Here is a 14,958-nt window from a genome sequence, read left to right on the forward strand (position 1 = left end):
CTCCGCCGCGCACGGCACCGGGGATCAGCGTGCGTCGCGGGCTCCCCCACGCGGGGCGGCGGCCAGGGCGGCGCGCAGTTCGGCGGCCGGGTCGCCCTCGTGGTACGGGCGTTCGCTGGGCTCGATGTGGTCCAGGAACTCCTGGTAGCGCAGCGCGTAGGACACGTGGTGGAGCGGAGCGGCGAGTTCGAGGGCGCGGTGCGGGTCCGAGCCCGGGGTGTGCTCGCGCCAGGCCGCCGTCCAGACCTCGGCGTGGTGGTGCCAGGCCGCCGGGGTGAGGTAGGCGCGGGGGCGCAGCCCGTCCAGGGCCGGGTGGCCGAGGCAGGCGTCGGCGTAGTCGACCACGACCGGGCGGGCGTCGCCGGTGCGCCAGTTGCCGGGGTGGAAGTCGCCGTGCAGCAGTGTCTCCGGGAGGCCGCAGGCGGCCAGTTCGTCCAGCAGCGCGGGCAGTTCGGCGGCGAACCGGTGCAGCCGGTCGCGTTCGGGTGCCGTCAGGTCGGTCTCGGCGGGGAGCCGGTCCAGCAGCGCCGTCAGCTGGGTGTGCAGGGTGGTGGGCGTGCGGTCGCGCAGGCCGGCCAGGGCCGTGGGCCGCCCGGCCAGCGCGGCCTGGGCGGCGACGAAGCGCGGGACGACGTCGGCGACGGTCGCCTCGCTCGGGCTCCAGCAGTCCTCGCCGGGGACGTGGTCGAGCAGCAGCCGGCCGGCGGCCGGGTCGGCAGCGAGCACCGGCGGGACGAGGGCGGGGTCGACGCCGCCGAGCAGCGCGATCACCTCCCCCTCGGCGGCGTTGAACTCCGGGCCGGTGGTCTTCAACCAGGCGTCGGCCCCGACGGGGGAGGGGAACCGGAAGAGGCCGGAGAGGTTCCAGGTCCGGATCTGCCGCGCCGCCCCGGTCGGCCGGCCGAGGTCGGCGAGCCGCTCCCGCGCCCATTCCAGCGCCGAGCGCAGCCCGTCCGGGGTGGCCCAGGCGGCCCGCCGGGCGGCGGGGGCCAGCAGGGCGGCCGTCCCGGCGTCCGGCGGGCGGGGCGTCAGGGCGGCGGGCGCCCGGAGCGCCTCGGCGTGGTAGCGGACCCGGCCGCCGTGGCCCGGGTCCGCGCTGTGCCCGTCGAGGAGTCTGGCCACCAGCACCGGCACGCCGGCCAGTTCGGTGGCCCGGGCGACCACGCCGTCCACCGCCGACCACCAGCCGAGGTCCGTCTCGAAGGGGCCCAACTGCCCGTAGTAGGCGCCTTCGTGGGTGAGGTCGACGGTCACGGTCCGGCTGTTCGCTCGCTGCATCCGAGCAGCTTCGCCCACGGAGCGAGGCGGTGGCGACCGGTTTTCCCGGGAGGCGGACCGTTCGTCGCGGGGGCCACCGTGAGGCTGCGCTGCCCGGAGCCTCCTGCCGGCGTTCCCACCCGGTCCGTCTCACCCGGTCCGTCGCACCCGGGAGTCGTCACCGGGATCGACGTCAGAGGTCGTCGAGCGGCTCGTCCAGGACGCCTTCGCGCGCGATGATGTAGCCGAGGTGGCCCCGGCTGCGGCTGCCGAGGAGCTCGCTGGCCTTCTGGATGTGGCTGGAGACCGTACGGGTGCTCATCCCGAGGCGGCTGGCGATCGCCTCGTCGGTGAACCCGTTGACCATCAGCCGCAGGACGTTGCGGCGGGTGCGGTCGGTGAGCAGCTGGGGGCGGTGGTGGCCCTCCAGGTAGGTGACGGGCTCGGCGCGTTCCCACATCAACTCGTAGATCTTGAGCAGGTACTCGACCAGGGGCGGGAACTGGATGAGCACCGCGGCGGCCTCGCGCTGGGCGCCGGCCGGGATGAAGGCGGTGGAGCGGTCGCAGATGATGATCCGGTCGAAGACCTCGTTGAGGGTGCGCACCTGGGCGCCGCGGGCGGAGACCTGCTCGATGTAGGCGAGGGTCGGGCCGTGCGAGCGGACGGTGTGCTGGTAGAGGGTGCGCTGGCGGACGCCGCGTTCGGCGAGGGCGAGGTCGCGCGGGAGGGCGGCGGCCAGGTGGTCGGCGCCGCGGCCGCCGCCGGGCTGGGCGGTGCGCAGTTCCTCGGTGCAGGCCGCGACGGCCTTCTCCAGCGCCGGGTTGATCTCTTCGCCGGCCAGCAGGCGGATCGGGAGCTGGGCCTGTCTCATCACGTCGCGGTAGGCGTGCTCGGCGGCGGTGAAGGCGGTGCGCAGTTCGGCGAGCTGCTCCTGGTGGGCCAGCACGGCGAGTTCGAGCGGCCGGGTCAGGCCGGTGACCGCGAGGTCGGGCGGGACGGGGGCGAGCCGGTGCCCGGCGCCGGGCAGGGTGCGCAGCAGGCCCATGCTGACCAGGCATTCCGGGGCCTGTCCGGCGCTGGCACCGCCCTCGGCGAGTGCGATCCGGTAGAACTCGACCCCCCGGTCACACAGTTGGGGTGTCCCCATTTCCGCGCTGGTGTCCTGGGATAGGCACATCTGGGCATCCTTCCGGCTTCGGCATTGCGCTTTCACGAATGCCCGCACCGGCAACAGCCAGACGTCCGGAAGGGCAGGATGGTGCTCACCTGCCGTTCGGACGCATCCCCCCCGGGCCACGACAGCCGCGAGTGTACGCCCTAAAGGCGCGGAAATCAGCGGTTGACGGCGAAACCGGGCATGCCCGGCAACGGCGTCCGACGGTGGTGACGGCGAGGACGACCGTACCCGGCTGCGGTAACGGGCGGATGGCCGCCGCATTGCGCGCGTCGCCCCGTCAGGGCGGCCGGAGCGAAGGGCCGGTGGACCGGCCCGGCCGACGGACGGACGGAGGGCACCCCCTTGTTGCGAGCTGATCCCGACCCGCCCCCGCCGGTGGAGACGCCCGGCCCGGTGGACCGAGCCGGACCGGTGGATCCGGCCGGGCTCGTGGACCCCGCAGGGCTGGTGGATCCGGCCGGGCTGGTGGACCAGCGGCTGGTGCGGCAGCTCGCCGAGGCGGCCGCGGCCCAGGTCGGCGCGGGCTCGGTGCAGTTGCTCGGCGACGGCGGCCTGCTCCAGGCGCTGGCCAAGCAGTTGATCGAGCGTGCGCTGGAGCTGGAGTTCCAGGAGCACCTGCGCGGCCCGGGCACCAACAACCCCGCGGGGGCGGCCGGCGGCCCGGGCGGCTCCGGCGGGCCCGCCGGCCACCGCGGCCCCAACGGCCCGAACGGCGCCCGGGCCAGGCGGTTGCTGACCGAGATCGGGCCGGTCGAGGTGCGGGTCCCCCGGGACCGGGAGGGCAGCTTCGCCCCCCGTACGGTCCGCCCCCGGGCACGCCGACTGCCGGGACTGGACCGACTGGTGGTCTCGCTCACCGCGCGCGGCCTCAGTTCGGGCGAGCTGGTGGCGCACCTGGCCGAGGTGTACGGGGTGGAGATCAGCCGGGAGACCGTCTCGGTGATCACCGACCAGGTCCTCGACGAGCTCGCCGACCGGCGCGGGCGCCCGCTGGACCCGGTGTACCCGGTGGTCTTCGTCGACTCGGTGCGCAGCGGGCGTTCGGGCGGCCCGCTGGTGCACCTGGCGCTGGGGATCTCCACGGACGGGCTGCGCGAGGTGCTGGGCCTGTGGCCCGCCGAGGACGGCGAGCAGTGGCCGCAGGTGCTGGCCGGGCTGGCCGAGCGCGGGGTGCGCGAGGTCTGGGTGCTGGTCGGTGCCGCCGGTGCGGAGCTGGCCGAGGCGGCGGCCGCGCGGTGGCCGCGCACCGTGGTGCACACGTCGGTGGCGCACCTGCTGCACGCCGCGCTGCGGCACGCGCCGGGCGAGGACTGGGGCGGGCTGGCCCGGGTGCTGCACGAGATCTGCACGGCGCCCACCGAGGCGGCGGCGCTGGAGCGGCTGGGCCGGGCCGAGCGGGAGTGGGGGCCGGGCCACCGCGAGGTGTTCCGGGTCTGGCGGGCGGCGTGGCCGCTGCTCGCCCCGGGGTTCCGGTTCGGCCCGGAGGCACGGCGGCTGCTGGCGGGCGGGGGTGCGCTGGAGCGGCTGCACGCCCGGCTGCGCCGGATCGAGCAGGCCGCGGGGCGGGTGCGGGACGAGCGGGCCGCGCTCAAGCGCGTCTACCTGGCGACCCTCGCCCTGGAGTCGCCGGCCGGGGCCCGCCGGCCGTGGACCGGGGACTGGCCGGCCGTCCGCGCGGAGCTGCGCCGGGGCTCCCGGCGCTGATGCCGTCCAACTGCCTCTGCTTTACTGACAGTTGACCTTGCCTCAGCAATCCCGGCCGTGACCTGTCGTGGGCGCTCCCGACCTCCGTCGGCCCGGGCTCCCGGCCTCCGCGGTGGGGTTCCGGCCACGCGCCGGGCCACCGTGCGCCCGCCTTCCCACCACTGATCTGACAGACCCAGGTGTTCTTTGCATCAGTTCTGCCCGATTTTGGCACAGTCTGTTCACGCTTCCGGTTCCCGCATTGCGTGATCCCGATAACGGCCAGAGCTTCCACGCCAGTTTGGGCCTCGGCAGGATTCATTCACAGCGAGGAGCGCACACACCGCCCGCCTCAGGAAGAGGAATTCGCCATGACGAATCTTGCCGTTCGCATTCACAAGATGCTCGGGATTCTCGCCGTTCTCGTGGTCGCCGGGATCGGCGTCCAGATGCACGCCGCACCGTACCAGTCCGCCGTTGCCGCAGGTCCCTCGGCCGTGCACGGGGACGACTCCGGCTGGGGCCCGTGAACGCACTGGGGCGAACCCGGTGAACCGCCGGCCGACGTGAGCCGTTAACCGCGCGCCGACGAAATTCCCCCCTCCTCGTAATTCTCCCAACAGAGAGGAAACCGACGATGGCGAACCCGTTCGACGACCCCGAGGCCGACTACCTCGTCCTGGCCAACGACGAGGGCCAGCACTCGCTGTGGCCGGTGTTCAGCCCGGTGCCCGACGGCTGGCACCAGGTCTTCGGCGCGGCCCGCCGGCCGGAGTGCGTCGAGTACGTGGAGCAGAACTGGCAGGACCTGCGGCCGAAGAGCCTGGTCGCCCACCTGTCCGGCCACTGACCGACCGGCCTGACCGACCGTCACCGACCGGCCACCACCGACCGGCCGCTGATCAGCCACGCCGACCGGGCCGACCGCCCGCGGGTCACGCAGCAACGAGGGAGAGAGAAGCAGATGTCCGGGGACCAGCAGACGCACAGAACCGACCCGCGGCCGGGACCGGCCGAGGTGCTGTGTCGACTGTTCGCGGAGGTGCTCGGCCGGGAGTCGGTCGACCCCGCGGCGGGCTTCTTCGAGCTGGGCGGCGACCGGCCCGCCGCCGTACGGCTGCTGGCCCGGGTGCGCGCCGAGCTCGGGTTCCGGGTGCCGCTGCCGCTGCTGCTGGACGCCCCGACCCCGGCCGATCTGGCCACCCGGCTGGCCGACCCGGCCCCGACCGCTCCCGATGCGGCCCCGGCTGCCGCCGACCCGCGCACGACCGCCGCCGACCCGCGTCCGACCCTCGGCGCCCTGGTCGACGCCCAGGTCGCCCGCACCCCGGACGCCCCCGCGCTGTACGCCGGGTCCACCACCCTCACGTACGCCGAACTGGACGCCCGCGCCAACCGGTTGGCCCGGGTGCTCGCCGCCCGCGGCCTGGGCACCGAGGACGTGGTCGCGCTCGCCCTGCCCAAGTCCCCCGAGGCGGTCGCCGCGATCCTGGCCGTCACCAAGACCGGCGCCGCCTGGCTGCCCGCCGACCCGGCCTACCCCGCCGAGCGGCTGCGCCACATGCTCACCGACTCCCGCGCCGCCCTGGTGCTCACCACCGCCGACGCCGCCGAGCGGCTGCCCGACACCGGCGCCCCCCGGCTGCTGCTCGACTCCCCCGCGCGCCTCGCCGACCTGGCCGACCGGCCCGGCACCCCGTTCACCGACGCCGAGCGGGTCCGGCCGCTGAGCGCCGACCACACCGCGTACGTCATCTACACCTCCGGCTCCACCGGCCTGCCCAAGGGCGTGGCCGTCACCCACACCGGGCTGCCCAGCATGATCGGCACCCAGGTCGCCGCCACCGGCGTCGGCCCCGGCAGCCGGGTGCTCCAGGCCGCCTCGCTCAGCTTCGACGTCTCCGTCTCCGACCTGGCCGTGGCGCTGACCACCGGCGCCGCGCTCGTCCTCCCCCGCGAGCAGAGCCAGCTGGTCGGCGAGGCGCTGGCCGAACTGATCGACCGGTACGGCGTCACCCACGCCGACGTCGCCACCGCGATGGCCGCCACCCTGCCGGACGCCCCGCTGCCGACCCTGCGCACCCTGATCGGCGGCGGCGAGGCCATCCCGCGCGAACTGGCCGCCCGGCTCGGCCGGGACCGGCTGATGCTCAACAGCTACGGGCCGACCGAGACCACCGTCATCGTCACCATGAGCGAGCCGCTCACCGGCACCGAGCAGCCCCCGATCGGCCACCCCTGCCAGGACGTGCGGATCCACCTGCTGGACGAGCGGCTGCGCCCGGTGGAGCCGGGCACCGTCGGCGAACTGTACGTCTCCGGCCCGCACCTGGCCCGCGGCTACCTGGGCCGCCCCGGCCTGACCGCCGACCGCTTCGTCGCCTGCCCGTTCGGCGCGCCCGGCGAGCGGATGTACCGCACCGGCGACCTCGGCACCCTCCGCCCCGACGGCCAGCTGGACTTCCTCGGCCGGGCCGACGACCAGGTGAAGATCCGCGGCTTCCGGGTCGAGCTCGGCGAGATCGAGCAGACCCTCTCCGCCCACCCCGGCGTCCGCCAGGCCGTGGTACTGGTCCGCGAGGACCGCCCGGGCGAGCGCCGGCTGGTCGGCTACACCGTCGGCACCGCCGACCCGGCCGAGCTGCGCGCCCACTGCGCCGGGCAGCTGCCCGATCACATGGTGCCCGTCGTCGTGGTGCTGGACCGGATGCCGCTGACGCCCAACGGCAAGGTGGACAAGCGCGCCCTGCCCGCGCCCGCGCTCGGCGCCGCCGAGGAGGGCGGCCGGGCCCCGGCCGGCGAGGTGGAGCACGCCCTCGCCCGGCTCTTCGCCGAGGTGCTCGGGCTGCCCCGGGTCGGGGTCGCCGACTCCTTCTTCGAGCTCGGCGGCGACTCCATCGTCGCCATCCAACTGGTCTCCCGGGCCCGGCAGGCCGGACTCCGGCTCACCCCCCGCGCCGTCTTCGAGGCGCCCAGCGTCGAGGCGCTGGCCCTGCTCGCCCGCCCACTGGAGGGCCCGGTCGCCGTCGAGCCGCCCGGCGCCGGCCTCGGCGAGGTGCCGCCCACCCCGATCGTGCACTGGCTGTCCGAGCAGCGCGGCGCCGTCGGCAGCTTCTACCAGTCCACCCTGCTCACCCTCCCCGCCGGGACCGGGCAGCGGGACCTCACCACGGCCCTCCAAACGCTGCTCGACCACCACGACCTGCTGCGCGCCCGCACCTCCCCGCTCGCCGAACGCCCCTGGACGCTGCACGTCCCCGCCCCCGGGGCCGTCCCCGCCGAGGAGGTGCTGAGCAGCGTCCCCGGCCCGGCCGACCCGGACGCCCTGCGCGCCGCCACCGAGGCCGCCCGCGACCGGCTCTCGCCCGAGGACGGCCGGATGCTCCGGGCCGTCCGCTTCGAGGCCGGCCCGGACCGGCCCGCCCGGCTGCTGTTGGTGATCCACCACTTGGTGGTGGACGGCGTCACCTGGCGGATCGTCGAGGAGGACCTGCTCGCCGCGCTCGCCGCCGCCCGCGCGGGCCGCACCCCCGAGCTCCCGCCGGTGCCCACCTCCTTCCGGCGCTGGGCCCAGCGGCTCACCGCCGAGGCCCGCAGCGACCGCCGGGCCGCCGAACTCCCGTACTGGCAGGCCGCACTGGCCACCCCGGACCCGCTGCTCGGCGCGCGCCCGCTGGACCAGGCGAAGGACACCTACGCCACCGGCGGCACCCTGCGCGTCGTGCTCCCCGCCGACACCACCCGGGCCCTGCTGACCGAGGTCACCGCCGCCTACCACGCCCAGGTCAACGACGTCCTGCTGACGGCGCTGGCGCTCGCCCTCACCCACTGGCGCGGCGACGCGACGGACCCCGACGGCGCCGTACTGGTGAACGTCGAGGGGCACGGCCGCGAGGAGGTGGTCGAGGGCGTCGACCTGCACCGCACCGCCGGCTGGTTCACCTCCGTCTACCCCGTCCGGCTCGCCCCCGGCCCGCTCACCTGGGCCGAGGTCACCGCCGCCGGACCGGCGCTCGGCCGGGCCCTCGGCCTGGTGAAGGAGCAGCTGCGCGCCGTCCCCGACAACGGCATCGGCTACGGCCTGCTGCGCCACCTCAACCCGGCCACCGCCGAGGTGCTTGCCGAACACGCCGACCCCCAGGTCGAGTTCAACTACCTGGGCCGTTTCCAGCCCGAGGGCGTCAGCGCCGACGACGTTCACGCCGGGGCCGAGGCGATGACCGAGGGCGCCGCCCCCGACCTCGCGCTCGGCCGGGTGCTGGGCCTGGACGCCACCACCGTCGACACCCCGCAGGGCCCGCTGCTGGTCGCCCAGTGGTCCTGGGCCGGCGAACTGCTCGACGAGGAGCGGGTGCGGGCCCTCGCCGAGACCTGGTTCACCGCCCTGCGCGCCCTCGCCGAGCACGCCGAACGGCCGGACGCCGGCGGGCACACCCCCGCCGACTTCCCGCTCGTCGCCCTCGACCAGGACGAGATCGACCGGCTCGCCGAACTCCACGCCCCCGCACAGCTGGTGGACGTCTGGCCGACCTCCCCGCTGCAACAGGGCATGGCCTTCCACGCCGCGTACGACACCGACGGCGCCGACGTCTACACCTCGGTCTGCACCTTCGACCTCACCGGCCCGGTCGACGCCGACCGGCTGCGCGCCGCCGCCGAGGCCCTGCTGCTGCGCCAGCCCAACCTCCGGGCCGGCTTCCACCAGCGCCCCGACGGACCGCCCGTCCAGGCCGTCCCGGACCGGGCCGCACTGCCCTTCACCGTCCTCGACCTGACGGGCCACGCCGACCCGGAGGCCGAGGCCGACCGGATCGCCGCCGCCGAGTACGGCCGCCGCTTCGACCTCACCCGGCCGCCGCTGCTGCGCTACACCCTGCTCACCCTCGCCCCCGGCCGGCACCGGCTGATCGCCGCCGCCCACCACATCCTGCTGGACGGCTGGTCCACCCCGCTGTTCGCCGAGGAACTCTGGGCCCTCTACTTCCGGCAGCCGCTGCCCCCGGCCGCCCCCTACCGGGAGTACCTGCGCTGGATCACCCGGCGCGACGGCGCCGCCGCCCGCACCGCCTGGGCCCGGGCCCTCGCGGGCGTGGACGAGCCCACCCTGCTCGCCGCCGGCCGCGCCACCCACTCCCCGCAGCTGCCGCTGCGCCTGCACACCGGCCTCACCCCGGCGGCCACCGAGGCGCTCGGCCGCACCGCCCGCCGCTACGGCGTCACCCTCAACACCCTCGTCCAGGCCGCCTGGGGCGTCCTGCTGGCCCGGCTCACCGGCCGCACCGACGTGCTCTTCGGCACCACCGTCTCCGGCCGCCCGCACGACCTGCCGGGCGTCGAGCGGATGATGGGCCTGCTCATCAACACCGTGCCGGTGCGGGTCACCCTCGACCCGGCCGAGTCCTGGGGACAGCTGCTGCTGCGCCTCCAGCACGAGCAGTCCGCACTGCTGGACCACCAGCACCTCAGCCTCACCGAGATCCAGCAACTCGCCGGACTGGGAAGCCTGTTCGACACCGTCACGGTGTACGGCAACTACCCCGACCCGTCCGCCCTGGACGCGGCCGACCCGAGCGGCGCCACCCAGGTCACCCTGGTCGAAGACGTCGACAGCGCCCACTACCCGCTACTGCTCGCCCTCACCCCGGGCAACGGCCTCCAGCTGCGGCTGGACCACCAGCCGGACGCCTTCGGCCCCGCCGAGGCCCGTACGCTGCTGGACCGCTTCCTCGCCCTGCTCGACCGGATCGTCGCCGATCCGGCCGAACTCCTCGGCACCGTCGAGGTGTTGACCGGTGACGAGCGCGAGCGGCTGCTGGCGGGCGGGCACGGGCCGGCGGCGGAGCTGCCCTCGGGGAGCGTCCCCGAGCTGTTCGAGGCCCGGGCCGCCGCGACGCCCGAGGCGATCGCCCTGGTCGCGGGTACCACCGAGCTGACGTACGCCGAACTCAACGCCCGGGCCAACGGTTTGGCCCTGCGCCTGGCCGAGGCCGGGGTGCGGGCGGAGACGCCGGTCGCCCTGCTGCTGGAGCGCTCCCCCGCCCTGGTCATCGCCCTGCTCGCGGTGCTCAAGGCCGGCGGCAGCTACGTCCCGCTGGACGACGCCCAGCCGCACGAGCGCCTGGCGGCCGTCCTCGCCGACGCGGGCGCCCGGATCGCCGTCACCGACCGCGACCACCCCGCGCTGGCCGGGCTGACCACCCTCACCGTCGGCGAGGAACGTGCCGCCAATCTCGATCTCCCCTTGCGTTCGGCCCAGTTGGCCTACGTGATGCACACCTCCGGCTCCACCGGCACGCCGAAGGGCATCGGCGTCACCCACCGCGCGATCGTCGACCTCGCCCTCGGCGGCACCTTCGCGGGCGGCGCCCACGAACGCGTCCTGGTCCACTCCCCCACCGCCTTCGACGCCTCCACCTACGAACTCTGGGCCCCCCTGCTCTCCGGCGCCCGCCTCGTCCTCGCCCCGCCCGGGCGACTCGGCGTCACCGAACTCACCGACACCCTCCAGCGAGGCGGCGTCACCGCCGCCTGGCTCACCGTCGGCCTGTTCAACGTGCTGGCCGCCGAGGCGCCGCAGGCCTTCGCCGGGCTGCGCGAGGCGTGGACGGGCGGGGACGTCGTCTCGCCGGTCGCGCTGCGCCGGGTGCTGGAGCACTGCCCCGGACTGCGGGTGGTGAACGGCTACGGCCCGACCGAGACCACCACCTTCGCCACCCACCACCGGATGACCACCCTGGCCGAGGTGCCGGACAGCGTCCCGATCGGCCGCCCGCTCCCCAACACCCGGGCCTACGTCCTCGACAGCGGTCTGCGGCCCGTCCCGGTCGGCGTCCCCGGCGAGCTCTACCTCGCGGGCAACGGCCTGGCCCGCGGCTACGTCGGCCGCCCCGCCCTCACCGCCGAACGCTTCGTCGCCGACCCGCACGGCGCCCCCGGCAGCCGGATGTACCGCACCGGCGACCTCGCCCGCTGGACCACCACAGGAGAACTGGAGTTCGCCGGTCGAACGGACGACCAGGTCAAGGTCCGTGGCTTCCGGATCGAACTCGCCGAGGTGGAGGCCGCGTTCGCCGCCCACCCGGCCGTCCGGCAGGCCTTCGCGACGGTCCGCCAGGACCGGCCCGGTGACAAGCGCCTGGTCGCCTACGTCACCGGCGACGCCCCGCTCGACGAGCTGCGCGCCTTCGTCACCGACCGGCTGCCCGGCTACATGCTCCCGGCTGCGATCGTCACCCTGGACGCGCTGCCGGTCACCCCCAACGGCAAGGTCGACCGCCGCGCCCTGCCCGCCCCCGACTACACCGGCACCCCCGAGGGCCGCGCCCCCCGCACCGGGGCCGAGCGGGCGCTGTGCGAACTCTTCGCCGGGGTCCTCGGGTTGGCCTCGGTGAGCATCGACGACGACTTCTTCGACCTGGGCGGCCACTCCCTGCTCGCCACCAAGCTGGCCAGCCGGATCCGCGCCGCCCTGGGCGCGGAGCTGCCGATCCGCACCCTCTTCGACCGCCCGACCGTGGCCGCCCTGGCCGCCGCCCTGCCGACCGTCGACACCCCGGTCCGCCCGGCACTGCGCCCGCAGGCCAGGCCCGCCCTGGTACCGCTCTCCCCCGCCCAGCAACGCCTGTGGTTCATCGAGCAGTTCGAGGGCCCGAGCGCGCTCTACAACACGCCCGTCGCGGTCCGGCTCACCGGCGCGGTCGACCACTCCGCCCTGGAACTGGCGCTGCGCGACGTGGTGGCCCGGCACGAGGTGCTGCGCACCCTCGTCCCGACCACCGACGGCCGGCCGCACCAGCTGGTCACCGAAGCCCCCGAACTCCCCCTGCGGGCCGTGCCGGTGGCCGACGAGGAAGCGCTGCGCACCGCCCTGGCCGAGGCCGGCCGGGAGGTCTTCGACCTCGCCCGCGACCTGCCCGTCCGCGCCACGCTGTTCTCCCTGCCGCACGACGAGCACGTCCTGCTGGTCCTGATGCACCACATCGCCGCCGACGGCTGGTCGGTCGCCCCGCTCTTCCGCGACCTCGCCACCGCCTACCGGGCCCGCCACGCCCACACGGAACCCGACTGGCGGCCGCTGCCCGTCCAGTACGCCGACTACGCCCTCTGGCAGCGCGAGCTGCTCGGAGACCAGGAGCAGCCCAGCGCCCTGCTGAGCGCCCAACTCGCCCACTGGCAGCATGTCCTGGCGGACGCCCCGGAAGAGCTGGCGCTGCCCTACGACCGCCCGCGCCCGGCCGCGCCGACCCACCGCGGCGGCCTGGCCACGGCCGTCGTCGACGCCGAACTCCACGCCGCACTGGCCGAGTTGGCCGCCGATCGGCAGGCCAGTCTGTTCATGGTCCTGCAAGCCGCCGTCGCCACCCTCTACACCCGGCTCGGCGCCGGCACCGACCTCCCGCTCGGCACCCCCGTCGCCGGACGCACCGACGAAGCCCTGGACGACCTGGTCGGCTTCTTCGTCAACACCCTCGTCCTGCGCACCGACACCTCCGGCAACCCCGGCTTCCGCGAACTCCTCGACCGCGTCCGCCGCACCGACCTGGACGCCTTCGACCACCAGGACCTCCCCTTCGAGCGCCTGGTCGAACAGCTCAACCCCACCCGCACCCCGGCCCGCCACCCGCTCTTCCAGACGCTCATCGCCCTGGAGAGCCGCGCGGCCGTCCCCACCGCCTTCGGCGACCTGGCCTGCGCCGAGCACCCCTTCGAACTGGACGTCGCCAAGTTCGACCTGTCCTTCCGCTTCACCGAACAGGGCCCGCAGGCGGGTCTGACGGTGGCGCTCGAGTACGCGACCGACCTCTTCGACCCGGCCACCGCCGGCGCGCTCGCCGAGCGCCTGCTGCGGGTGCTGCGCGCCGTCGCGGCCGACCCCGACGCGCCGATCGGCACCGTCGAGATCCTCGACCCGGCCGAGCGCGAACAGCTGCTCACCGGCTGGAACGACACCGCGCTCCCCGTCCCCGACGCGACCCTGCCCGAGCTGTTCGAGGCCCGGGCCGCCGCCACCCCCGACGCGGTGGCCGTGGTCACCGACGGCGGACGGCTGAGCTACGCCGAACTCGACGCCCGGGCCGAGCACCTGGCCGCCGACCTCGCCGACGCGGGCGTCGGCACCGACACCCCGGTGGTCCTGCTGATGGACCGCTCCGCCGAGCTGCTGACCGCCCTGCTGGCCGTCCTGAAGGCCGGCGGCAGCTACGTCCCGCTGGACGACCGGCACCCGGCCGAGCGGCTGCGGCAGATCACCGCCGAGACCGGGGCGGCGCTCGTCCTGGTCGACGCGGCCCACCGCGACCACCCACTCGCCGCCGACGCCCCCTGCCCCGTCCTGACGCTCACCCCGGAGCGCTTCGACGCCCCGCTGCGGCGGCGCTCCCACCGCCCCGCCGTCCACCCGGAACAGCTCGCCTACGTGATGTTCACCTCCGGCTCCACCGGAGTACCCAAGGGCATCGCCATCACCCACCGGGACGTCGTCCAGCTCGCCACCGACCCGTGCTGGCAGCACCCCGACGGGCTGCGGGTGCTGTTCCACGCCCCGCACGCCTTCGACGCCTCGACCTACGAGATCTGGGCGCCGCTGCTCTCCGGCGGCCAGGTGGTCGTCGCCCCGGCGGGCGACCTGGACGCGGCCGCGATCGGCGCGCTGGTCCGGACGCACGGACTCACCCACGTGCACGTCACCGCCGGCCTGTTCCGGGTCATCGCCGAGGAGGACCCGGGCGTCTTCGCCGGGGTGCGCGAGGTACTGACCGGCGGGGACGTGGTCTCCGCGCCCGCCGTGCGCAGGGTGCTGGCGGCCGTCCCCGGGATCGGCGTGCGGGTGCTCTACGGCCCGACCGAGATCACCCTCTGCGCGACCCAACTGCCGCTGCCCGCCGCCGATTCGGTGCCGGACACGGTGCCGATCGGCCGGCCGATGGCGAACACCCGGGCGTACGTCCTGGACGACGGCCTCCAGCCCGTCCCGGTCGGCGTCCCCGGCGAGCTCTACCTCGCCGGAGCCGGTCTGGCCCGCGGCTACCTCGGCCGCCCGGCGCTCACCGCCGAGCGCTTCGTCGCCTGCCCGTACGGCGGCAAGGGCGAGAGGATGTACCGCACCGGCGACATCGTCCGGCGCCGGTCGGACGGCGTGCTGGAGTTCCTCGGCCGCGCCGACGACCAGGTCAAGATCCGCGGCTTCCGGATCGAGCTCGGCGAGGTCGAGGCCGCCCTCACCGCCCACCCCGCCGTCCGCCAGGCCCTCGCCCTGGTCCGCGAGGACCGGCCCGGCGACAAGCGCCTGGTCGGCTACGTCACCGGCGACGCCACCCCCGGCGAACTGCGCGCCTTCGTCACCGACCGCCTCCCCGGCTACATGCTCCCGGCCGCCGTCCTCGTCCTCGACGCCCTCCCCGTCACCGCCAACGGCAAGGTCGACCGCCGCGCCCTGCCCGCCCCCGACTACAGCAGCGCTTCCGAGGGCCGCGCCCCCCGCACCACCCAGGAGCGGAGCCTGTGCGAGCAGTTCGCCCAGGTGCTCGGGCTGGGCACGGTCAGCATCGACGACGACTTCTTCGACCTCGGCGGCCACTCGCTCCTCGCCACCAAGCTGGTCAGCCGGATCCGCACCGCCCTGGGCGTCGAGATGACGATCCGCACCCTCTTCGACCACCCCACGGTCGGCGAGCTCGCCGACGCGCTGCCCGCGGCCCGCAAGGCCCGGCCCGCCCTCCGGCCGATGCGCCGGCCCGGCGGTCCGGCGTAGGGCCTCCCCGGTCCTCCCGGGTCCCCGCAGCTCGCCGCTCGTCGCAGGTCGCGCGGGCCACCGGCCGTCCCCGGTGGCCCGAACGCCC

Annotated in this window: 6 protein-coding genes; 4 read left to right on the plus strand and 2 right to left on the minus strand. The window is 75.6% G+C overall.

Annotated features, from left to right (window positions below):
- Positions 1-24 precede the first annotated feature (24 nt).
- Together ACFC1T_RS24020 and ACFC1T_RS24025 are read right to left on the minus strand one after the other, a co-directional pair.
- Positions 25-1,278, minus strand: a complete 1,254-nt coding sequence (locus tag ACFC1T_RS24020) for a phosphotransferase family protein (protein WP_375891650.1) — start codon at positions 1,276-1,278, stop codon at positions 25-27.
- Positions 1,279-1,450: 172 nt separating this feature from the next.
- Entirely contained in the window at positions 1,451-2,437 is a 987-nt protein-coding gene (locus tag ACFC1T_RS24025) for a LuxR C-terminal-related transcriptional regulator (protein ID WP_375891652.1), read from the minus strand.
- Between the two features lie 342 nt (positions 2,438-2,779).
- On the opposite strand from ACFC1T_RS24025, the gene ACFC1T_RS24030 reads away from it, so the two are divergent.
- The 4 genes from ACFC1T_RS24030 (at position 2,780) to ACFC1T_RS24045 (ending at position 14,870) form a co-directional block, all read left to right on the plus strand.
- Positions 2,780-4,141: an IS256 family transposase gene (locus ACFC1T_RS24030; RefSeq protein WP_375891653.1), complete on the plus strand. Its 1,362-nt coding sequence runs from the start codon at positions 2,780-2,782 to the stop codon at positions 4,139-4,141.
- A gap of 350 nt (positions 4,142-4,491) precedes the next feature.
- Entirely contained in the window at positions 4,492-4,650 is a 159-nt protein-coding gene (locus ACFC1T_RS24035; RefSeq protein WP_375891655.1) for a hypothetical protein, read from the plus strand.
- A gap of 107 nt (positions 4,651-4,757) precedes the next feature.
- Positions 4,758-4,970 (plus strand): MbtH family protein, encoded by a 213-nt coding sequence (locus tag ACFC1T_RS24040; protein WP_375891657.1) that lies wholly within the window; start codon positions 4,758-4,760, stop codon positions 4,968-4,970.
- 114 nt (positions 4,971-5,084) lie between these two features.
- A complete protein-coding gene (locus tag ACFC1T_RS24045; RefSeq protein ID WP_375891659.1) occupies positions 5,085-14,870 on the plus strand; it encodes an amino acid adenylation domain-containing protein in 9,786 nt (3,261 codons plus the stop codon).
- Positions 14,871-14,958: the final 88 nt, after the last annotated feature.

This window comes from Kitasatospora sp. NPDC056076, from assembly GCF_042266305.1.
In the GTDB taxonomy this organism is placed as follows: domain Bacteria; phylum Actinomycetota; class Actinomycetes; order Streptomycetales; family Streptomycetaceae; genus Kitasatospora.

What these genes read in the sequence shown, in the direction of transcription:
- ACFC1T_RS24020 (WP_375891650.1), bottom strand. Translation starts at nt 1,278, where the DNA reads ATGCAGCGAGCGAACAGCCGGACCGTGACCGTCGACCTCACCCACGAA.
- ACFC1T_RS24025 (WP_375891652.1), bottom strand. Translation starts at nt 2,437, where the DNA reads ATGTGCCTATCCCAGGACACCAGCGCGGAAATGGGGACACCCCAACTG.
- ACFC1T_RS24035 (WP_375891655.1), top strand. Translation starts at nt 4,492, where the DNA reads ATGACGAATCTTGCCGTTCGCATTCACAAGATGCTCGGGATTCTCGCC.
- ACFC1T_RS24040 (WP_375891657.1), top strand. Translation starts at nt 4,758, where the DNA reads ATGGCGAACCCGTTCGACGACCCCGAGGCCGACTACCTCGTCCTGGCC.
- ACFC1T_RS24045 (WP_375891659.1), top strand. Translation starts at nt 5,085, where the DNA reads ATGTCCGGGGACCAGCAGACGCACAGAACCGACCCGCGGCCGGGACCG.